The 20,262-nt window shown below is 72.0% G+C and carries 18 protein-coding genes and 1 pseudogene; 7 read left to right on the top strand and 12 right to left on the bottom strand.

Annotated features, from left to right (window positions below; translation table 11 throughout):
• Nucleotides 1–264 precede the first annotated feature (264 nt).
• A complete protein-coding gene (locus Athai_RS05380; protein WP_203960447.1) occupies nt 265–2,247 on the top strand; it encodes a hypothetical protein in 1,983 nt (660 codons plus the stop codon).
• Between the two features lie 41 nt (nt 2,248–2,288).
• Here Athai_RS05380 and Athai_RS05375 read toward each other — a convergent pair whose 3' ends face one another.
• On the bottom strand, nt 2,289–3,110 hold the full coding sequence (locus Athai_RS05375) for a phytanoyl-CoA dioxygenase family protein (RefSeq protein WP_203960446.1): 822 nt from the start codon (nt 3,108–3,110) through the stop codon (nt 2,289–2,291).
• A gap of 89 nt (nt 3,111–3,199) precedes the next feature.
• Here Athai_RS05375 and Athai_RS05370 point away from each other — a divergent pair, with 89 nt between their 5' ends.
• Nucleotides 3,200–4,036, top strand: a complete 837-nt coding sequence (locus Athai_RS05370; RefSeq protein WP_203960445.1) for an AraC family transcriptional regulator — start codon at nt 3,200–3,202, stop codon at nt 4,034–4,036.
• Nucleotides 4,037–4,048: 12 nt separating this feature from the next.
• Here the strand turns inward: Athai_RS05370 and Athai_RS05365 are convergent, their stop codons facing one another.
• From Athai_RS05365 to Athai_RS05355, 3 genes are all read right to left on the bottom strand, one after another.
• Nucleotides 4,049–4,873 carry a YceI family protein gene (locus Athai_RS05365; protein ID WP_203960444.1) on the bottom strand — a complete coding sequence of 275 codons (825 nt, stop codon included), beginning with the start codon at nt 4,871–4,873 and terminating at the stop codon, nt 4,049–4,051.
• The gene (locus Athai_RS05360) at nt 4,870–6,054 is read right to left on the bottom strand and encodes an MSCRAMM family protein (RefSeq protein ID WP_203960443.1); all 1,185 of its coding nucleotides are present in this window, start codon (nt 6,052–6,054) and stop codon (nt 4,870–4,872) included. Before Athai_RS05360 ends, Athai_RS05365 begins: the two co-directional genes overlap by 4 nt.
• Nucleotides 6,055–6,280: 226 nt before the next feature.
• On the bottom strand, nt 6,281–7,165 hold the full coding sequence (locus Athai_RS05355; protein ID WP_203960442.1) for a GGDEF domain-containing protein: 885 nt from the start codon (nt 7,163–7,165) through the stop codon (nt 6,281–6,283).
• 210 nt (nt 7,166–7,375) lie between these two features.
• On the opposite strand from Athai_RS05355, the gene Athai_RS05350 reads away from it, so the two are divergent.
• Both Athai_RS05350 and Athai_RS05345 read left to right on the top strand, forming a co-directional pair.
• Complete coding sequence (locus Athai_RS05350) at nt 7,376–7,786, top strand: roadblock/LC7 domain-containing protein (protein ID WP_203960441.1); 411 nt, start codon at nt 7,376–7,378, stop codon at nt 7,784–7,786.
• Nucleotides 7,783–8,211 (top strand): hypothetical protein, encoded by a 429-nt coding sequence (locus Athai_RS05345; protein ID WP_203960440.1) that lies wholly within the window; start codon nt 7,783–7,785, stop codon nt 8,209–8,211. The genes Athai_RS05350 and Athai_RS05345 overlap by 4 nt, the downstream gene beginning before the upstream one ends.
• Nucleotides 8,212–8,418: 207 nt before the next feature.
• Here the strand turns inward: Athai_RS05345 and Athai_RS05340 are convergent, their stop codons facing one another.
• The 8 genes from Athai_RS05340 to Athai_RS05305 all read right to left on the bottom strand — a co-directional run bounded on the left by Athai_RS05340 (nt 8,419) and on the right by Athai_RS05305 (nt 18,294).
• A complete protein-coding gene (locus Athai_RS05340) occupies nt 8,419–9,327 on the bottom strand; it encodes a hypothetical protein (protein WP_203960439.1) in 909 nt (302 codons plus the stop codon).
• A 144-nt stretch (nt 9,328–9,471) separates the two neighbouring features.
• Nucleotides 9,472–10,974, bottom strand: coding sequence for an MFS transporter (locus Athai_RS05335; RefSeq protein ID WP_203960438.1), 1,503 nt, complete (start codon nt 10,972–10,974; stop codon nt 9,472–9,474).
• Nucleotides 10,971–11,717, bottom strand: coding sequence for a GntR family transcriptional regulator (locus Athai_RS05330; RefSeq protein ID WP_203960437.1), 747 nt, complete (start codon nt 11,715–11,717; stop codon nt 10,971–10,973). Before Athai_RS05330 ends, Athai_RS05335 begins: the two co-directional genes overlap by 4 nt.
• Nucleotides 11,718–11,888: 171 nt before the next feature.
• On the bottom strand, nt 11,889–15,434 hold the full coding sequence (locus tag Athai_RS05325; protein ID WP_203960436.1) for an alpha-N-acetylglucosaminidase TIM-barrel domain-containing protein: 3,546 nt from the start codon (nt 15,432–15,434) through the stop codon (nt 11,889–11,891).
• 114 nt (nt 15,435–15,548) lie between these two features.
• A complete protein-coding gene (tgmC, locus tag Athai_RS05320; RefSeq protein ID WP_239156737.1) occupies nt 15,549–16,748 on the bottom strand; it encodes an ATP-grasp peptide maturase system methyltransferase in 1,200 nt (399 codons plus the stop codon).
• Nucleotides 16,749–16,766: 18 nt separating this feature from the next.
• Nucleotides 16,767–17,735 carry an ATP-grasp ribosomal peptide maturase gene (gene tgmB, locus Athai_RS05315; RefSeq protein WP_203960435.1) on the bottom strand — a complete coding sequence of 323 codons (969 nt, stop codon included), beginning with the start codon at nt 17,733–17,735 and terminating at the stop codon, nt 16,767–16,769.
• Between the two features lie 3 nt (nt 17,736–17,738).
• Nucleotides 17,739–18,032 carry a putative ATP-grasp-modified RiPP gene (gene tgmA / locus Athai_RS05310; RefSeq protein WP_203960434.1) on the bottom strand — a complete coding sequence of 98 codons (294 nt, stop codon included), beginning with the start codon at nt 18,030–18,032 and terminating at the stop codon, nt 17,739–17,741.
• Between the two features lie 4 nt (nt 18,033–18,036).
• Nucleotides 18,037–18,294 carry a hypothetical protein gene (locus Athai_RS05305; RefSeq protein WP_203960433.1) on the bottom strand — a complete coding sequence of 86 codons (258 nt, stop codon included), beginning with the start codon at nt 18,292–18,294 and terminating at the stop codon, nt 18,037–18,039.
• Between the two features lie 173 nt (nt 18,295–18,467).
• Here Athai_RS05305 and Athai_RS33905 point away from each other — a divergent pair.
• The 3 genes and pseudogenes from Athai_RS33905 to Athai_RS05295 all read left to right on the top strand — a co-directional run.
• A pseudogene (locus Athai_RS33905) lies at nt 18,468–18,611 on the top strand (helix-turn-helix domain-containing protein); the annotation flags it as partial.
• A gap of 184 nt (nt 18,612–18,795) precedes the next feature.
• Entirely contained in the window at nt 18,796–19,521 is a 726-nt protein-coding gene (locus tag Athai_RS05300) for a hypothetical protein (protein ID WP_239157507.1), read from the top strand.
• A gap of 59 nt (nt 19,522–19,580) precedes the next feature.
• On the top strand, nt 19,581–20,159 hold the full coding sequence (locus tag Athai_RS05295; protein ID WP_239157354.1) for an HD domain-containing protein: 579 nt from the start codon (nt 19,581–19,583) through the stop codon (nt 20,157–20,159).
• Nucleotides 20,160–20,262: the final 103 nt, after the last annotated feature.

The following is a 20,262-nucleotide window of genomic DNA, read 5'->3' as shown; positions in this document are numbered from 1 at the left end:
CCGGACATCTTCCCCCGTGAGGTTCGAACGTCTGCCGACGATCCGCACCGGCGCACCGCCTCTCTCATCAGGAATCGCCGAGACAAGCGCGTTGGCCTACGACACGCGAGGTCGACGACGCTCGCCGCCACCGCTGTCGCGGCAGATCCCTGGACGATACCGGCGCGACCGATCTGGACATCGGGCGTTGTACACGACAGCACGTCGCTTGCACCGCACGCAGAGTGATACACCTCAGCAACGCCGCCCCTCACCGGAGTCGCCGTGTTCGTCAGTCGATCTCGCCGTGCCGTCCTGGCCCTCGCCGCCACCCTCGTCACCGTCCTCGCCACCCTGAGCACCGCGCTGGCCGCGCCGCCGGCGCGGGCCCAGGCCGGCACGCCCGGGCTGGTCCGGGACTGGCCGCGTGCCGGTACCCCGAACGTCGCGGACGGCGCGGTGCAGGCCATCGCGCGGATCGGCGACACCGTACTGGCCGGCGGTACGTTCACGCAGGTCGCCGACGCCGGCAGCGACACCGAGCTGTCCCGGCCGTACCTGTTCGCCTTCGACGCGGCGACCGGCGCGGTGTCCACCACGTTCCGGCCGGCGCTGTCCGGCGAGGTGGACGCGATCGCGCCGGGCCCGCCCGGCACCGTGTACGTGGGTGGCCAGTTCCGCACCGTGGACGGGGTGTCGCAGAAGGGCGTCGCGCTGCTCGATCTCGCCGACGGTTCGCTGGTCCGGTCGTTCGATCCGCCGTACCTCAACGGGATCGTCACCGAGCTGTCGGTGCAGGGCGGCCGGCTGCTGCTCGGCGGCACGTTCCACACCGTCGGCGGGCTGGCCCGGTCCGGCCTGGCCAGCCTGGACGCCGGCACCGGCGCGCTGGACGACTACCTGAGCGTGCAGTTGGCGGGGCACCACAACTTCGGCACCGGCGCGGTCGGTACGAAGGCGTGGGCGATCACCCCGGACGGCGGCACGATGATCGTGATCGGCAACTTCCGCACCGCGGACGGCGTTGCGCACGACCAGATCGTCCGGATAACACTCGGCGCCGGCTCGGCGAGCGTCGACCCGACGTTCGCGACGAGCGCGTTCGGCGCGACCTGCAACTCCAGCGCGTTCGACTCCTGGGTCCGGGATGTGGCGATGGCGCCGGACGGCTCGTACTTCGTGGTCGTCGGCACCGGCGGACCCGGTGGTACCGCGCTGTGCGACTCGGCGAGCCGGTGGGAGACCGACGCGGTCGGCGCGGACGTGGCGCCGACCTGGGTCGACCACTCCGGCGGCGACACGTTCCTGTCGACGACGGTGACCGGCACCGCGGTGTACGTCGGTGGCCACTTCCGGTGGCTGAACAACACCCCCGGGCACGACTCGGCCGGCGCCGGTGCGGTCGGCCGGGCCAGCATCGCGGCACTCGATCCGGTCAGCGGCCTGCCGTACGCCTGGAACCCCGGGCGCAACCCGCGCGGTTTCGGCATCTCCGCGATGACCGTCACCGCCGACTGCCTGTGGCTCGGTTACGACACCGACTACCTCGGCAACTTCCAGTACCGCCGGAAGCGCATCGGTTGCCTGCCGATGCGGGGCGGCACCGACCCGGTCGGCACCGCCGTACCGACCCTGCCCGGCACCGTGTACCTGGCCGGCGTCGGCGGGGCGGACACGCTGGCGGCGCGCGGCTACGACGGCGACACCGGGGTCGGCGCGACGAGCACGACGGCCACCGGCGGCGGCTGGCAGCACCTGCGCGGCGGGTTCGTCGTCGGCGGCTACCTGTACACGCTGGCCGACGACGGCACGCTGGCCCGCCGTGCCTTCACCGGCGGCACGCCGGGCAGCCCGCAGGCGCTGGACCCCTACCACGATCCGTACTGGGACAGCGTGTCCACCGGCAGCGGCCAGACCTACCGCGGGTCGCCGTCCTCGTTCTTCACCGAGCTCGGCGCGGTCACCTCGATCACCTACCGCGCCGGCCGGCTGTTCTACACGATGGCCGGCTCGACCGCGCTGTACTGGCGGTGGTTCGCGCCGGACAGCGGCACCGTCGGCGCCGACCGGCACCAGCTGACCGGCACGTTCGCCGGGGTGCGCGGCATGTTCACGGCCGGTTCGGAGTGGTACACGGTGGACGCCACCGGGACGCTGACCCGGTACCCGATCGTCGGTGGCGTGCCGGCGCCGGCCGGGGTGCAGGTCTCCGGCCCGCTGCTGGACGGCCACGACTGGCGCGCCGCCGCCCTGTTCGTCGGCCCCTGACCGCACGCACCGGTTGGCCGGCGCCGCGTCCCGTGCCGCCGTCACTCGTGCTTGCGGGCGACCGACTCGGTGCCGGTCATCGCGATCTCGGGGGCGTCGTCGGCGCCGGTGGTCCACTCGCCACACGGGCCGCCGCCCTCGGCGACCGCCAACTCCAGCGCGGTGCCGTCCATCCGCAGCGCCGGATGGTAGTACCGGGCCACCCGTTCCGCCTCGCCGGAGATGTAGTGGCCGATCAGGGCGCGGCGGAACCGGTCCGGGCTGGTGTTCGGGAAGCTGCCGTGCACCAGCGAGCCGTTGAAGAACAGCACGTCGCCCGGTCGCATCGGCACCGGCACCGGCCGCTGTCCGGCCAGCGGTACCGTCACGTCGGTGAAGCTGCGACTGGTGTCGGCCCTTTCGGTGCACAGCAACGGCCACCGGTGGCTGCCCGGCACCACCACCATGCAGCCGTTGGCCTCGTCGGTGACATCCAGCGCCATCCAGGCGGCCATGCAGGTACCGGGCTCGGCGCGCAGGTAGAAGTTGTCCTGGTGCAGCGCCTGGCCGCGGGAACCGGCGGGCTTGAAGTAGACCATCGTCTGCACCGCGTACGGTTCGGCGCCGAGCAGCGCGACCAGGGCGTCGCGCAGCCGCCGGTCGAGCAGCCAGCGCAGGGTGGTGTCGTCCCACCGGTGCAGCTGCGCCATCCGCGGGTACCGCCGGAGCGGGTCCCGGGCACCGGCGTCCACGCCGACCAGGTCGTGCCGGTCGCGGTGCCGGTGCCGTACGGACATCACGTGCTCGCGCAGCCGTGCCGCCTCGTCCGCGGAGAACAGCCCGCGCGCCACCAGGTATCCGTCCTTGCTGAAGGATTCGCTCATCGCAGCCTCCCCGCGGTCGTCGGTCCTGCCTAGGATCACGGCTGGAACCGGACAGGTGCCATGGACGATCAACGCGAGGAGTTGCACTTTTGACGCACACCGACGACGAGGGGCGGCAGGACTCGGCGCTGCTCGACTGGCCGCCGCCGGTGCTGCGCGCCGTCTCTCCGCCGACGTACTGGCGCTGCGAGGCCGACTGGGCGTGGGACGCCCGGCCGCTGCCGGAGTACCTGCTGTGGTGCGTGCTGGACGGCGTCGGCACGCTGCGGCTGCACGGCCGCACCGGCGCGCTGACGGCCGGCAGCTGTGCGGTGTTCGCGCCCGGTGACGCGCCGCGGGCCCGGCACGATCCGCGCCGCCGGCTGCTGGTGTTCGGCATCCACTTCGACGCGTACGACGCGGCCGGCCGGCGGTTGGCCCCGGCGCGGATCGTCCCGCCGCACAACGGATCCGTGACCCACGACCGCGGCCTGCTGGTCGCACTGGCCGGCCGGGCCGAGGCGGCGCACCGGCAGCCCGGCCGGTACGCCGCCCGCAGCGTCCTGCTCTGCCTGGAACAGCTGCTGTGCCTGCTGTGGACGGATGCCGGCCGGCCGGCACCCGATCCGGTCGACGCCACCCTCGACGAGATCGCCCGCGACCTGCGGCAGGATCCCGGCCGGCGCTGGACGGTGCCGGAACTCGCGGCCCGTACCCGGCTGTCCCGGGCCCAGTTCACCCGCCGGTTCACCGCCCGCACCGGGCTGTCGCCGGCCCGGTACCTGATCCGGGCCCGGATCGACCGGGCGCACGAGCTGCTGACCCGGACCACGATGTCGGCCGCCCGCATCGCGCACGCCCTCGGCTACTCCGACCCGGCGTACTTCGCCCGGCAGTACCGGCAGCTCACCGGGGAGCCGCCGAGCAGTTCCCGGACCGGTCCGTGACGTCCGCGGCGCTCAGTACGGCAGGGTGTCGCCCTGGACGGCTTCCACGTCGAGGGTGACCCGCACGGTACTGCCGACCATCGCGATGCCGGTGGCGAGCGTCTGGGCGAACCGGATCCGGAAGTCCTGCCGGCGCAGCTGCGCGGTGGCGCTGAAGCCGGCGCGGACCACGCCGAACGGGTCCGTGTCCACCCCCAGGTACCGCAGGTCCAGCGGGATCGGACGGGTCTGGCCGCACAGGGTCAGCTCGCCCCGCACGGTCCACCGGTCCGGCCCGGCCGGCGCCATCCCGACCCCGCGGTAGGTGATGGTCGGATGCTCGGCGACGTTCAGGAAGTCCGGCGAGCGCAGGTGGTCGTCGCGCATCTTGTTCGCGGTGTCGACCGACTCGGCCTGGATGGTCGCGGTGACCGTGGACGACTCGGCCGGCGAGCCGACCATGATCGAGCCGCCGAACTCGGTGAACCGGCCGCGCACCGACGAGATACCGGCATGCTGCACGGTGACGCCGACCGTGGTGTGCGCCGGGTCGATGGTCCAGATGCCCGGCTCGGGCAGCGTGGTCTCGGTGGCGATCCGGTCCAGCCGCACGACACCCAGCTCGGCCGGCCGCCCGTCCGGTACCACCACCGCGGTCGCCGACGGGCTGAATCCGGCCGCGGTGAAGATCGCGGTGTACGGGCCGGGCGGCGGCGAGTCGAGCAGCGCGGCACCGTCCTCGTCGGCGACCGCGATGCCGGCCTGCTGCCCGGACAGGTCGGTGAGCGTGAAGATCGCGCCGGCCACCGGCCAGCCGTCACCGGACTCGATCCGTACCGTCAGGGCCTGGCCGGTCATCGCGCGTACTCCTCGTCGACGGTGTCGGTGGTCGCCGGTGTCCCGGCGTACCCCAGTCTGATCTCGTGGTCCTCGACCCGGTCGACGGCGTCCAGCGGGGTGCTGACCAGCGGATAGCCGGATGCGGCGACGGTGTAGTGGCCCGGCCGCAGCCCGGTGAAGCGGTACCGGCCGGACGCGTCGGAGAAGGTGGTCGCCACCTCGGCACCGGCGCTGTCCAGAACCGACACCCGGATGTCCGCGAGCGGTCGGCCGTCGGCGTGCCGGGTCGTTCCGGCCAGCGTCAGGGTGCGCGGCGCGAACGTGACGTCCTGCCGGGCCACCCCGGTCGGCGGCACGTCGACCAGCAACGCCACCGGTTCCCGCGCCGGGGCCGTCGCGGTCACCGTGTACAGCCCGGGTGTCAGGTCGGTGGCGGCGTAGCCGCCGTGCGCGTTGCTGCGCAGCGCCGCCACCACCGCGCCGGCGGTGTTGGTCAGGATCACGGTCGCGCCCGGCACCGGGCTGCCGTCCGCGTCGGCGACGCTGCCGCTGAGTCCGGCCGAGCTGGCCAGCCGGATGTCGCAGGTGGTCAGCACGCCGTGCACCTCGACGGTGGCGGCGTGCGGCTCGTGGTTGACGCCGCGCGCGATCACCACGTACCCGCCCTCGGCCGGCATGGTCAGCTGGTAGCCGCCGTCGGCACCGGTACGGACGTTGCCCGCCTGCCCGCCGCGCACGTTGATGACGGTCAGTACCGCGTCGGCGAGCGGTTCCCCGGCGGCACCGGTCACCACGCCCCGCAGTACCGGCCGGGCCAGCTGCCGGGACGCGGCGGCCAGCTCGCGCATGTCGATCTCGGACCAGCGCCGCTCGGCAGCGGGTACCGGCTCGTCCCCGGCCGCCGCCGGGCTGCCGGCCGCCCGCGCGCCGGCCGGTGCCGGGTGCGCGGCCGGCGCCGGCTCGGCGCCCGCCGGCGGCACCGCGCCGGTCGCCTGCTGCAGGCTGGGCCGGTCGGCCGTGGCCGGCGACCGCGAGTCGGCCCGGTCCGGCGGCCCGGACGGGCCGGGCGAGGTCGTGCCGGCGACACCTCGCCGGGCACGCCGGAGCGCCGACAGAAGCAGTACGGCCAGGATGACGATCACCGCCAGCCCGGCGGCGGCGGCCAACAGCGGCCAGCCGATCGTCAAGTGCACGGCCATCGTGTGCACGGCTCACCATCCACGTCGTTGCGGACCGGTGCTCGCCGCGAGGCCGGCAGCCGGACCTCATCCCCCCCGATGCCCGACACTTCGCACAATGCCAGGACTATGGCGAACGTAGAGACATCCTGCCTCATGATCCGGCGCGATGCGCACCCGCCCGCACTTCCGAGACCAACGATGCACCGAACGGAAGGTCGCGTTCACGGTCCGCACAACGGAGCCGTCAGGCGATCCGGACCAGCCGCTTGTCGCTGTACATCCGCTGGTCGGCGCAGCGCACCAGCGCGTCGGCGCGCACCGCCGGGTCGACCGCCACCGCGACGCCGATGCTCGCCGGCGCGTGCAGCGCGCCACCGGCCACCGGGTACGGCTCGCGCAGCACCGCGCGGATCCGGTCCACGATGTGCGCGGCATGGATGGTGTTGTTCACCTTGCAGACCACCAGGAACTCGTCCCCGTGCAGCCGGGCGGCGAGATCACCGGCGCGGGTCACCGACGCGAGCCGGCGGGCCGCGGCGGCGAGGATCTCGTCCCCGACCTGGTGCCCGTACGAGTCGTTGATCCGCTTGAAGCCGTTCAGGTCGAGGTAGATCACCGCGACGCTGTGGTCGTGGTCGGCACGCAGGTGCCGCAACGCGCTGGACAGGTATGCCACCGCGTGCGCCTCGTTGTACAGCCCGGTCAGCGTGTCGTGGGTCGCCTGGTAGGCGAGCTTGCGCTGCACGCCGGCCTGCTCGGTGACGTCCCAGGCGATCAGGTGGCCGCAGCTGCCGCCGGGCGCGGCGATCAGCTCGGTGCGGGCCTCGATGATGCGGGTCCGGCCGGTCGGCAGGGCGAGGCCGTACTGCCCGTTGAGCCGCCCGTCGGAGTAGCCGGTGCTCGGCTGGAGCTCGGTGAGCAGGTCGCGCAGCCGGGCCCCGACCAGGCTGGCCCGAGACAGACCGGTCAGCCCGACCATGCCGAGGTTGGCGTAGTCGATCACACCGGTGTCCAGCGCGTAGACCGCGATCGGGTGTGGGGACGACTCCACCAGGGCGTCGAACAACCGGGCCGACGCCTCGGGTGTCGGCCCGCTCTCGGAACTCTCGTCGGGAACCAGCAGGGACATGCTCAACCGCCCAACGGGTGGTTCGATGGCTACCGGGACAAAGTGTAGGAGATGTTCAGGCGAACGTGAAGATCATCAACCTTTCTTCTTCGGTGGATTAACCAGGTATCTTGCCTGCAATTTGCAGCGCAGAAGTTCACCCCGAATCGGCGCCGAATTGCAGCCTGATCTGGACCGCCATCGCTACCCCGGATGGGCGAGACTGGGACGATGACGGCGCCACCGGACGGCACCATGGGCTGGCTGCTCGCGCAGTTCGCACGCGACGTCGGCGCCGCCCACGCCATCGCGGTGTCCGCCGACGGGCTGCTGCTCGCCTCCTCCGGCCGGCTGGCCGCCGACGCCCGCGAACAGCTCGCCGCCATCGCCGCCGGGACCACCTCGCTCGCCGCCGGCGGCGCCCAACTGCTCGGCGGCGGCCGGGTGGTACAGACCGTCGTCGAGATGTCCGTCGGCCTGCTGTTCCTGATGAGCATCGGCGACGGCGCCTGCCTCGCCGTCCTCGCTCCCCCGGACTGCGACGTCGGCCGGATCGGCTACGAGATGACCCGCCTGGTGGACCGGGTCGGCTCGGTCCTCAACCCCGGACAGCGCAGCGTCACCCAGCCGGAGGGGTCGTGACGGGCGACGAGCAGCAGGCGCGGCGGCGGGCGAGTGCGCACGCGGCGGCGGTGCACGCGGACGCGCAACGCAAGGCGCGGGAGGCGCAGCAGCGGAAGGCGCGGGAGCTCGTCGCCGGATTCGTCCGGGACGTGACGGCGCGCGGGATCGCCGCCGTGCCGCTGACCGCCCGGGGCTACGGCGGGCGGCACCGCTACCGCACCGGGCTGCGTGGCTGGTACCTGAAGCCGGACCGGTCGATCGCGGTGGGCACCGACGGCGAGTTCTACATCCTGTCCGTACCGGACTCGGCGCTCGCCCGGGTGCGCGGGGCGCGGTTGGCGCCCACCCCGCCGCCGCTGACCGTGGGTGAGGGCGCCCGGGACGGCGAGACCCTGCCGCTCGCCGACCTGCTCCGGTTACGGCTCGACCGCCCACTCGACTGACTGTGCGGATTCGGTTCGCCGCCCGATGGCGCGGTGGGCGGGCCACCGGGGGTCTGCCGCAGCGCGGCGAGGGACGGCGCCGGGGTGCGGTCTCGGCGGCGCACCCCGGCGCCGGCTTGCGGAGGCCCGGCCCGAGCCTCCGGGTGGAGCGAGGCGCCCCCGCGCTGCGCGGGCAGGCGGGAAACGCCTCGGTTCGAGGGGCGCCGGCTACTGACCGGTGCCGTGCGACATGTTCAGGAACTGCTGCTGTTCCCGGTCGTACCGCTCGGTCAGACCGTGGCCGTACCGGTGCCACCAGTTGTCCGTGACCCCGCCCTGGTGCGTCGTGGTGTTGCCGTAGATCGCCCGGTCGTAGTCGATCCGGGCATCGTGGTACGACTGCTGGAACTGCTCCGGGCTCATCTGCTGGATGGTCTGGATGGTGTGCTGCGACAGGGTGCCGCTGCGGTGGATCGGATCGCCGGCCATCGAGTTGAGGATGGCCTGCACGCCGCCCTCGCCGCGCATGTGCGCGCCGGACACGATCGCCGCCTGCACGCCCGGGTCGGAGAAGTGCAGCGCGCCGGCGGCGCGGGCGTGGTCCGACAGCAGCCCGCTGACCACCGCGACCTCCTGCGGGCTGCCCTGCCCGTACCGGTTGCGCGCGGCGAGGATCTGGTCGTAGCCGTTGTGTTCGCTCTGCCGGAACCCGTACAGCTCGCGGACACCGCCCTGCTCGCCGGACGCCCCCTCGGATGCCATGATGCTGCGCACCACCGCCGGGTCCAGCTGGTCGGTGGCGCCACCCGCGGTCTGCGTACCGCCGCCGTTCTGCTGGCCGCCGTAACCGTCGGCGACTGCGGTGTCGGTGCTGGCGTAGTCGTCGCTGGCCTGCTGCACGTGTCCGTTGATCTTCTCGAACAGCTGCATCGCGCTGCGCAGCGACGACACCAGCTGGCTCTGCAGGCTGGCGTTCGCGGCGGCGACCGGGCTGCCCAGCTCGGCGAACGACAGGCCGTCCAGCACCGCGGTCTCCAGGCCGCTGATCACCTCGCCCATCCGGCCGGTCAGGCCGGACACGTCGGAGGTGAGCGTGCGCACCGCGGTCGGGTTGATGGTGAAGCCGTCCGAGCTCATCGACCTTCCTCCTTCGCCGGGAGCCCGACGAGGCACCGCGCGATACCCGAGGCTGGCTCGTTGCCCTCGCTCGTCGCGCCGGTTGTGCTGCCGGGATGTCGTCGCCCAGTTTCGGCGATCCGGCGCCGGTGGCGTACGGCACAACTACCCACCACCGCCGGTACCGGTGTGGGCATTCTGACCGGCAGGCCGCCGGCCCGGCAGCCACCGGACCACGAGCAGTCCGAGTACCGCGACGGCCACGGCGACGGCGCGCAGCGCATTCCCGGCCGACCCGGTGAACGCGTCGAGCACCGTCACCCGGTCGGCGCCGGCAGCCAGCGCGGCCGGTACCGTGCCCGGATCGCCCACCCCTGCGGGCAACCGCGCGTCGAACCCGGCGGCGGTCAGGCTGCCGGCGACCGCCACCCCGATCGCGCTGCCGAGTTCCCGGGCCAGGCTCTGCAACCCGGATCCGGTACCGGCGCCGGACGCCGGCAGCGCGGTCACCAGCACCTCGGACAGCACCGGCCCGGCCAGGCCGCACCCGGCGGCGACCAGGACCACTCCGGACACGTAGCCGGGGTAGCCGGTGTGCGCGTCGAGGGTGCCGACGACCGCGAGCCCCGCGGCGAGCACCAGCAGGCCGGCACCGGCGCCGGCACGCCGGCCGTACCGGCGGGCGACCGCGGCCCCGCCGCGCGGCGCGAGGTAGAGCGCCGCCGCCATCGGCAGCAGCCGGAGCCCGGAGCCGAGCACCGAGAAGCCCCGGACGTACTGCAGGAACTGGCCGTTGAGGTACATCACCGCGAACATGCCGGCGAACGTCAGTGCCATCCCGAGCGCACCGGCGCGAACCGCCGGTGCCGCCAGGATGCGCGGGTCCAGCAGCGGCGTGCGGGCCCGGCAACCGTGCACCACCCAACCGGCGAGCAGCAGTACCGACAGCGTCCCGGCGACCACGACCGGGGCGCCGAGCCAGCCGTACCGCGGCGCGGCGATCACCGCGAACAGCAACGCCAGCACGCCGGCCGTGAGCAGCGCGGCGCCGGCCGGGTCGAGCCGGCCGGGATGCCGCGGTACCCGCGGGGCGGCCAGCGCGGTGGCCGCCACCGCGACGGCGGTCAGCGGCACCGCGGCGGCGAACGGCACCCGCCAGGACCCGGTCTGCAGGGCCGCGCCACCGCCGACGTTGCCGAGCACCGCGGCGAGGCCGGTCATCGACGACCAGGCGGCGATCCGCCGGCCGCGGCGGCGCCCGGCGGCGCCGGGCGGGTCAGCCGGTTCCGAACCGCCGCTCAGCAGCAGGGCCAGCGTGCTCGGCAGTACCGCGGCGGCACCGACCCCGGACAGCATCCGGCCGCCGATCAGCACGCCGGTGGCCGGCGCGAGCGCGCACAGCGCGCTGCCCAGGCCGAACACGCTCAGCCCGGCGAGCAGGGTGCCCTTGCGGCCCAGCCGATCGGCCAGCGCGCCGGCCGGGACCAGCAGGCAGGCGAACACCGCCACGTACCCGTCGACCACCCACACGACCGACCCGGCCGACGGGTGCAGCGCGCTCGCCGACAGCAGCGGGATGCCCAGGTTCAGCGCCGAGACCATGCCGACCACCAGCGACACGCACAGCCCCATCGCCGCCGTCAGCGCGCCGCCGCCACCGCGGGTCATCGGTGCAGGGTGGCCGACAGGGTCGTCCGGTCGCCGCGGACCCGCAGGTACTCCAGGTCGACCGGGCGGCCGTCGGCGAGCCGGCTGAACCGTTCGATCGCGAACAGCGGCGCGCCCGCCGGTACCGCGAGCAGCGCGGCGGTGTCGGCGTCCGCGACCGCCGGGGCGACCGTCACCTCGGCGGCGCCGAGCGGCTGCCCGGTGATCTCCTCGATCAGCCCGAACACGTCCCGGCCGGCGAGATCGCGGGCGAGCAGCTGCCGGCCCACGTCGGCGGCGAGGTAGCTGGAGTCCAGCGACAGCGGGCGGCCGGCGAGGTGCCGGAGCCGCTCCAGGTGCAGCACGGGGTCACCGAGCCGGGCGGCGATCGCGGCCGGTGCGGCGATCACCTCGGCGACCCGGACCTCGTTGCGCACCTCGCCGGCGTCCCCGAGCGTCTCGGCCAGCCCGGTGAGGCGGTCCAGCGGATGCGAATGCCGCCGGCCGACCACGACCGTACCGACGCCGCGGCGGCGCTCGACCAGGCCCTCCGCGGCCAGCAGCGCGAGCGCCGCCCGCACCGCGTTGCGGGAGGCGCCGAAGTCGCGTATCAGCGTCGCCTCGTCCGGCAGCCGGCCGTCCCGGTACCCGCCGGACAGGGCGTGCTGGCGCAGCACGTCGGCGACCCGCCGGGCCTGGTCGGCGCGCCGCGCACCGGGCGGCCGGCCGGGCCCGGCGCCGGTGCGGTCGGCTGGCGGTGTCATGCCGCCGACGCTAACCCGCGAAATGTTTCGGTCGAGTTACGCCACCCGGGCTGACCTGCACAAACGGCTGACCAGCCGGTTCGGTCGACGGTTCCGGTGCTCCGCCACCCGCCGTGGCAGCAGCGGGTGGCGGAGCCTGCCGGTCGCCCCTACCCGGCCGGCGGAGGTTCGTCAGGAGGCCGGTATCCCGTACACGGTGACCTCGGTGAGGTGGAAGGTGGCGTTGGCGGTGTTGCTCAGCCCGACCACCCGGACGTACCGGGCGGTCCCGATGGTGTCGAAGGTGTCGCCGGCATCGGTCGCCGGATCGGTGGTCATCCGGCCGCCGACGGTGAACCAGTGCGTGCCATCCTCGCTCGCCACCACCCGGTAGGTGTAGTACCGGCCGCCGCCGACGTAGTTGCGGACGTTGATCCGGGACACGTCGGTCGCCGCACCCAGGTCCACCTGCCACCAGGTGCCGTTCGCCTCCAGCGGGCCGCCCCAGTACGGGTAGTTCGACCGGCTGCCGTCGTTCGCCGCGGTGGCCGGGTGCCCGTTCTCCGCGTTGAACGCGGTGACCGGCTTGCCGACGCTGCACTGCGGGTCGCCGCTGCCGTCCCGCGGTAGGGCGAACGCACCGGTGGTCATCGCGTCGAAGACGCCCAGCCCGGCGGTACGGGTGTGCCGGTCGACCGCGGTGAAGAACATCCCGACGTCCTCGGCGTCGCTCGCACCGGGCAGCTGCGCCGACCCGATGACGGTCCAGTGCGTACCGTCCGACGAGCACTCACCGACGAACGTGTCGCCGTGCCGGCCGAGCCGCACCTGCACGCTGGCGCCGAAGCCACCGACCTCGGACACCTTGTTCAGCAGCCCGTCGCCGTCCGGGTCCCAGTTGAACAGGCAGCCCTGCTGCGGGGTCACCGCGACCGCGGCGAACCCGGCACCGGGGCTGGTCAGGTCGGCGCTCGCGATCAGCCCGGCCCGGGCGTACGGCGCCTGCGCGTCGACGCGGGTCACCGTCGTGGTGGCGGCGCTGCCGTCGGCCAGCGCGCCCGGCCGGTACACCGAGGCGAACTGGGTGGCGGTGGAGTTGATGTCCTCGCCGCCGCCGGCGATCGCGATCGTGTCGCCGGACTGCGCGTACGACGCGTCGGTGGTGTCGACGGTCTTCCAGTCGCCGGACACCGCGCCGGACACCAGCACGCTGGTCGCGGCGCTCGCGTGCCCGTCGGTACCCCACCGTGCGGTGGCCGCGAGGTCACCGACCTCGCCGGCGGTCGCGCCGGCCGGCACCGTCACCGACCAGGTCGCGGTGAAGGTACCGCCGGCGGCGACGTCGCCGGTGCTGCTCGGCGTGCTCTCCTTGGCCGCGTACCCGTCCGGTGTGGACAGGGCCAGCTCGAGCTTCCCGGTGCCGCGCAGCATGTTCAGGTTGCTGAACGTGGCGGTGACCGAGACGGTGCCGCCGGGCTCGGCGGCGTTGTGCGTGCTGCCCAGGCTCAGCGTGCCGTCCGGGCTCGCCGCCACCTCGCTGGCCAGCTGGTAGGCGTCACCGTGCGGCCGGGTCGGGTACTCGGTGTCGGCGTGCGCCCAGTCGGCCGCGACCTTCTTCCAGTCGACCGGCACCGGCGGCTTGCCGCTCGACAGCGCCGTGTCCAGGCTGTCGAAGTAGGTCTTCCAGCGCAGCCCGTAGTAGTCGCCGACCAGGCCGTTGAACTCGCGCCGCGCGTAGTCCTGCAGCGTGGTTCCGTCGGCCCACAGGGTGACCAGCGAGCGCACGTCGTAGCGCAGCGCCGCCCGCTCGGCCGGCCCGGCCGCCGACCGCTCCGCGCCCTGCTGCCAGCTGCCGAACAGGAAGTGCTGGTCGCTGCCGAGCAGCCGGTCCATCAGCGCGATCTGGTCGCAGAACCGGCCGGACAGCCGGTCGAACTCGGCCTTGTCGCCCGTCCGGTACGCGGCGAGGATGCGCGGCAGCGCGGTCCGGCTGTGGTTCGCGATCACCTGCCGTGCCACGTCGACCAGGTCGTACCGGTACGCGCTGGTGCCGCGCAGCGACTCCGGCACCGCGAGCAGGTTGGTCAGCACGGTGTCGAACGCGGCGGTGTCGTACGGCAGCGGGGAGGAGGTCGTGGACAGGCTGGGCTGGTTGTCGAACAGCGCGGTCGGGTGCCGGCTGTCCACGTTCGCCGGCCAGCTGTACACGGTGTCGGCCAGGGTGCGCCACGCCGCGGCGGCGTGCGCGTCGGCCGCCCCGTACCGGGCGGTGGCGTACTGGGCGAACCAGTCGTGCAGGTCGACCGGCCCGCTGCGCCACGGCAGTTCGGTGAAGAACTCGACCGCGGCCGGGTTGTTGTCGATGGCCTCCGGCATCAGCGCGATGCCGTCCTGCGCGCTGCCCGGCTTGTCCTGCCACTGGTAGAACTTCTGGTTCCAGGTGGTCAACTGGGCACCGAGGTTGGTGTGCCCGCCGAAGTTCCAGATCGTTCCGAACGCGTACGGGGTGCCGAGGAAGTCCTTGTCCCGGTCGGTGATGCTCGACTGGTCCGAGATCCCGTCCAGCACCACCATCTTCGACCGGTCGATCGACTGCAGGGTGGCCGGCAGCGGGTTCTTCTGCCAGCCGAGGATGCCCCACAGCGCGTCCGGGTGCGCGTCGGCCAGGGCCCGCTGCACCGCCCTCGACGCCGCCGGCACGTCCACGTCACCGGCCTTGCCGCCCTCGTGCAGCAGATCCATCTTGTACATCGTGGACGGTCCGAGCAGCCTGGTCTGCGCGGCGTAGAAGGTCTTCGCGACCCGGCCGAACCACTCGTTGGTCGGGTCCAGCCAGTCCGGCCTCGGCAGGCTGTTCCAGGTGCCCTGCGGCACCGTCTCGGCGCCCGCGTTGCGATCCGCGAACCCGTCCGGCACGGTGCCGAAGTAGCCCGGCAGTACCGGCGTCATGCCGAGCGAGCGCAGCCGGTCGGCGATCCGCCGGCCCAGCTCGGCCCGCTGGTCGAGCAGGTGCTGCGAGATCGGGCCACCGACCCCGGACAGGTTCTGCAGCAGCCACCAGGACTGGTGGCCCGGCTGCGGGATCCAGTGCCGCATCTCGTCGGCCGAGTAGCCGAACTTCTCGAACGTCTGCTGGTACACCGCACCGGAGCCCTCGTACAGCAGCACCTCGTTGATGCCGCGCAGGGCGAGCACGTCGATCCGGTGCTGCCAGGCCGACCAGGACAGGTACGGCCCGGCGTACCCCTCGTTGGTGTCGTTGAAGGCGAACCGGTGCGTCACCGAGGAGGTGTGCGAGATCGGCGCCGCCGGCAGCGGCAGCCGGTGCGGCAGCGCGGCGAGGCTGTCACCCTCCAGCGACACGTCCACGTGCGCGACGTACTTGAGATACCAACCGAAGCCGGTCAGCAGCACCGCCGGGGTGGTACCGGAGATCACCAGCCGGCGGTGCTCGGCGGTGATGCCGAACGTGTCCTTCCCGGTACCGCGGTCCACCGCGCGCAGCGTCACCTGGTTCGCCCGGGCGCCGATCAGCCGCCGGAGCGCGGCGGCGGCCGGCCCGGTGTCGAACGCGCCGTGCCGGTGGCGTTCCGGGGCGGGTGCGGCCTGCGCCGGTGCGGCCGTACCGAGGACCGCCAGGGCGGCGACGGCGGCGAGCAGGGTACGGCCGAGGCGGCGGGCGAGGGATCGTCGGTCGGGACGTCGGTGCGGGGAGGGGGCGGGCGGCAAGGTGCTCACCTCGTTCTGCTGGGGGCCGAGACGCAGCGGTGCGTACCTGACTGACAGTTATCAACTTGTCCGAGAGATCCGACGAAAGATCTTGCCGCAGCATGGCCCGCCCGATCCCACCCGTCAACCCCCGCCGCACGTCCCGAACCGGGAGTCGAGCGCCAATGGCGCCACCGTGCGGTCCGGGCCGTCGAGCCAGATCGTCTGCTTCCCGTCGACCGTTACAGTCAGTCCGAATCTTTCCCGGCCGGGACTTCCGAGCTGCTGCCAGAGTCCGTACGCAGCGGCAATCTCGTCCCAGATCCGCCGTTCGCCACGTTGTTCGACCCCATCGTCGTCCCGCACAGCCCAGGATCCATCGTCACCGAGCAACCAGAGCTGCGACCGACCGCCCTCTGGGGTAAAGCCGATCCAGGCGACGTGCGGTACCAGCAGACCGATCAGCATTCCGGCATCAATCTGATGGAGCACGTCAACCGGAACCTCCGTCGCGGTTCGTCGGCCGTCTGCACTGCGCAGCGCGTCGCTGAGACGTTCCTGATCGGATCTGGCCGGCTGGTGGGCGCGGAAGGGCATGAAGGCGCCATAGGAGGGTAGGAAGCGCCCCTCGGCCCTGCCTCGGTCCGTGACGGTCAGCAGCACCAGTGGCCCGCTGCCCAACTCGGTGTACGGGTTGAGCAGGATGAGCCCACCGATCCTTGTCTGCTCAACCCAGGCGGCAGGAACGGTGGGGGCAGCGACGGTCGCGATGATCCGGTCGTAGGGCGATGCCTCCGGGACACCGTTCGTGCCGTCGCTGGTCACGATGGTCGGGTGGTATCCGCACTCAGCGAGCCGCTGACGCGCCGTGCGGGCCAGCCCCGCGTCCACCTCGACGCTGGTGACGTTCCGACTGCCGATCCGGTGGCTGATAAGCCCGGCGTTGTACCCGGCACCGGTACCGATCTCCAACACCGTGTGACCGTCGCGCACATCGAGCGCTTCCAGCATGGTCGCCATCAGCCGAGGGTCGGACGACGATGAAGTCGGCGTACCACGCAGTGGGGCGTCACGCGCGCGGCCCCAGTACGACTCGTCGCCGCCGAGCTGGGTGACGAGGCTGCCCAGCGTGTATGCCCGCTCGGCCCAACCGCGGTCCTGTGCGCAGACCGCAGCCCAGTGGCCGGTATCGGTTGGGATGAAGAACCGCGGCACGAAGGCATGCCGGGGTACCGCCTGGAACGCGTCGATCCACGCCGGGCTACGAAGCCAACCTCCGCGCCGAAGCTCACCAACCATGCGCCTTCGGTAGCGTCCGGTGTCGTCCTGGCTGATGGTGGCCACGATGTTTCACTCTTCCGGTCAGGCGGGGATGGTCAGGGCATCCGCGATCGCGGCGGCGATGTCCAGGCCGGTGGCGTTCTCGATGAAGCCGAACTGACCATTGGGATTGACTTCCAACAGCCAATGACAGCCGGTCGGGTCAACGATCATGTCCACGGCCGCGTAGCGGAGACCCAGAGCCTGGATCAGGTCGCCCAGCATCCGGGTCACGTCGTTGGGCAGGTCATCCACCCGGTAGCTGACGTGCTCGTGGTCCGCGCGCCAGTCCTCGGCCGCGCGGCGCGAGCCGGTGTCGATGCGGGCGGTGTAGCACGTGCCGTCGACGTATGCGACGCGCAGCTCGTGATCCTTCGGGATGCGTTGTTGAAACAAGTGCATCGTCAAACTGACGCCAGCGCTGGACGCCTGTGCTGTGGTGACCGGCGTCGTGTAAAGCATGACGGGGTCGCCGCCTGGACTCGTGGCGAGCGGCGCGGAGAGCGGCTTGTACATGACGCTGCCGCCCAGCTCGGTGACGAACCCGGCTGCGTGCTCGGGATCGTTGGTGATCATGGTCGCCGGTACGTTGAGGCCCAGTCGACGAGCGGCGTCCAGTTGGATCGGCTTGTACTCGGCACGGCCGATGGCCGCCGGATGGTTAAGCCAGTTCGGCACGAGCTGTATGAGCCCACCGAGTGCGGCGCGCGCCTCGGCCGCTGCCCATCGGCGATCACCATCCGTGAGCCCTCGCGGGAAGTGAAACGCGGTGGGGCGTCGATACCAGGCACAGCTGACGTCGGCCAGGCTGAGCGAGCGCTCCGGGAGTTGCAGGAAGGCAGTGAAACCTTCTGGCCCGAGCTCGCCAGTAACGGTCAGACGGCTGGGCAGGTCGCCCGGATCGACGCGGTAGACCGGCACTCGACGCCGGTTCAGCTGCTCGATCACCATGTCGGCGGTCGGGTCGAACCAATGCGTCAGCACCAGCACGGTCGATCCGGAAGTGGGCATCGCTCAGTCCTCCGTGGCGTCGCGGTCGGCGTCGCCAGGCGCCTTGTCGCTGCTGGCGGTGTCGGTGTTGGTCCAACCGGTGGAGTGCTTTGCCAGCTCGGTCAGCCTGCCGTCCGCCTCGAGCACGACGCCTATCTGCCGCTCCGAGTCGTACGACACGCGGGTCAGGTCGATGTCGTCGGTGTGGCTGGGCGAGATCGCCAGCGTGATGCCGAACGGACGGCTGTCCGCCAGGGCGGAATCCGGTGTCTCGGTGAAGGAGCGTCCAAGCGGGAAATGGTCGGTGACGGTGGTCAACGAATCACGGGAGCTGGTTGCTCTTGGCATGGCGGTCGCCTTCCAGTTCGATCGGGCCGAGGCCAGTGCTGTCGTGGATCACGATGGTGTTGATCAATCCGCGGGTGTAAGCGCGGATGGCTCGCTCTGCCTCGCAAGTAATCTCCGAGGTCCGCGAATCGACGACGATCTGGTCGTAGCCGTGCCGGTCGACCAGGTTGCCGGCGAGGGCGAATACCGCATGTTTCGAGATACCCAACTCGTCCGCGAGGCGCCGCGCCAAGTCCCCATCCAGTTCGTTCCGTCTGCCGAGCTCGAACCCTGTGTGACGTCCACGCTACGATCAGAACGATTCGTCGACGACTCACTGTGGGTACGAATAACAGGACTTCGACTGGCTCGCGCAGTCCCGCTGACCGCCGGAACGCTGACCGTCGGTACGTCCAGAGGTGTGACATGCCAGCAGCAAGACCACGGCGCGGGGTGGTCACCGGTTATCTGATGAAGTTGATCCGCGAATCCATCCCCGCCAGCCAAGAGCAGCTCGCCGAGCACCTCGGCGTGGATCGCGGCACTATTCAGGGCTGGGAGTCCGGTCGCCGATCGTTCACCGCCGTACCACACGGTCACGCTCTCACCATCCGGCAACGACTGGCGCGACTCGGTGGCCACCGGATCCTCTTGCAGGCGTTGGACCGATCGGCCGAAGCCGATCTGTTGATTGCCCAGATCCTCGATGCGAGCCCCGTCACCACCACTTGCGACCAACCCCCTTGGCTGGTCGGTGCTGAACCACGCAGTAACCGATCTGATCAGCTGGGCGGTGTCGGGAGCCGAGCCGCGCATCGTCCAGCACGCGAATCTCCCGCGCACCGAGCGTCGTGGGCCGGGCGCTGCCGGACCCGCGCTCGATGCCTCCGACCGTCGGCAGTTCTTCGAGAACCTTCGGATGCTCGCCGATCGCGCTGCTTCGGACGATGACGTGATCCTGCTGCATCGACAGGCGTGTTATCTCGGCAGCCTCGACCGCACCGGGGCGTCAGCCAGCTGGCTCTCTCCACCCCGAGCCTTCCCGCACTTCCACCGCGCGGAGCCATGGACGCCGCGCTGGGTCGATGCGCGATCTGTCGCCACATCGCTGGCCCGGCAAGGCGACCGCCAGCCACTTCGCGACTTCATCACTCATGCTCACGGCGACGATCGATCGGAGTTGGCTGGATTGAACTACTGGGCCTTCTGGGTCGGCGAGATCGACCAGCAACAGCCCGATGACTCGTACATGGCCGACTCCTCACTACGGTGGCGTGGGGCGGTGCTACTGCGTCACATCGTTGACCGGCTCGATGCCGACCATGCATTCATCGATCTGAACGTGCACACCTTGTGGGCACTCTTGCAGGCCCGGCCAGGGGTTGCAGTTGCCGAGCCCGAGACGGCATCGCTCCTGGTTACCCGCAGCCAACGCCTCATGGATACCGCGGAGTTGTCCGCCCGGGCCCGGGGGAGCTGACCGCCGTACTCTACGGTCTGCGGGTGCAGGGATTGGCCACGAACGGAAGGAGCCCGTCGATGGATGACGCGGATGCGGCCGGTGCGATGAGCTTCATTTTCGAGGCCGGCGTCCTCAAGCGTGCCGCGCGCACCGGGTGGTGGTTCGTCGGCGAGAAGAACCCGGAGACCGTCGCCGAGCACTCGTTCCGGGTCGGGATCATCGGCGCGGTGCTGGCGGCGATGGAGGGTGCCGATGCCTCCCGCGTCGCACTCATGGGGCTGCTGCACGACTCGCAAGAGACGCGGGTGACCGACATCCCGCACATTGGCCGCCGGTACCTCGATGCGACACCGAACGAGAAGATCACCGCCGACCAGGTCGCCGCCGCGCCGGAGCCGGTACGCGCCATGATCCAGTCCGCGGTCGACGAGTACGAGGCACGCCGGACCATCGAAGCGATCGTGGCCCGGGATGCGGACAAACTGGAGTGCCTCGTCCAGGCCGTGGAGTGTCGGGAGGCCGGCTACCAGAACGTGCAGCCATGGATCGATTCCTCGCTGAATGCGCTCGAGACCGACTCTGCGCGGCGCCTGGCCGACGAGGCGCTGCGCGGTGACACGTTGCGGTGGCAACAGACGTTCTCGGCAACCGAGTGAGCGACGAAGCCAGTGCGGGCGATGGTAACAGGACAGCGGTAGCGGTCGACGCCCACGAGGCTGTGATCTGGGCGAAGGTTCGGTGGTGATCGGGCCCACGGAG

The organism is Actinocatenispora thailandica (assembly GCF_016865425.1).
GTDB lineage: Bacteria > Actinomycetota > Actinomycetes > Mycobacteriales > Micromonosporaceae > Actinocatenispora > Actinocatenispora thailandica.
Note: the sequence above shows the minus strand (reverse complement) of the source record. Positions and strands in the feature narration are given on the sequence as shown.

Excerpts from the sequence above, each read along its gene's own strand:
- Athai_RS05375 (WP_203960446.1), bottom strand. The coding sequence starts at position 3,110 with ATGAGCGAATCCTTCAGCAAGGACGGATACCTGGTGGCGCGCGGGCTG.
- Athai_RS05335 (WP_203960438.1), bottom strand. The coding sequence starts at position 10,974 with ATGACCCGCGGTGGCGGCGGCGCGCTGACGGCGGCGATGGGGCTGTGC.
- Athai_RS05365 (WP_203960444.1), bottom strand. The coding sequence starts at position 4,873 with ATGACCGGCCAGGCCCTGACGGTACGGATCGAGTCCGGTGACGGCTGG.
- Athai_RS05295 (WP_239157354.1), top strand. The coding sequence starts at position 19,581 with ATGGATGACGCGGATGCGGCCGGTGCGATGAGCTTCATTTTCGAGGCC.
- Athai_RS05330 (WP_203960437.1), bottom strand. The coding sequence starts at position 11,717 with ATGACACCGCCAGCCGACCGCACCGGCGCCGGGCCCGGCCGGCCGCCC.
- tgmB (WP_203960435.1), bottom strand. The coding sequence starts at position 17,735 with ATGCCCACTTCCGGATCGACCGTGCTGGTGCTGACGCATTGGTTCGAC.
- Athai_RS05355 (WP_203960442.1), bottom strand. The coding sequence starts at position 7,165 with ATGTCCCTGCTGGTTCCCGACGAGAGTTCCGAGAGCGGGCCGACACCC.
- Athai_RS05340 (WP_203960439.1), bottom strand. The coding sequence starts at position 9,327 with ATGAGCTCGGACGGCTTCACCATCAACCCGACCGCGGTGCGCACGCTC.
- Athai_RS05360 (WP_203960443.1), bottom strand. The coding sequence starts at position 6,054 with ATGGCCGTGCACTTGACGATCGGCTGGCCGCTGTTGGCCGCCGCCGCC.
- Athai_RS05350 (WP_203960441.1), top strand. The coding sequence starts at position 7,376 with ATGACGGCGCCACCGGACGGCACCATGGGCTGGCTGCTCGCGCAGTTC.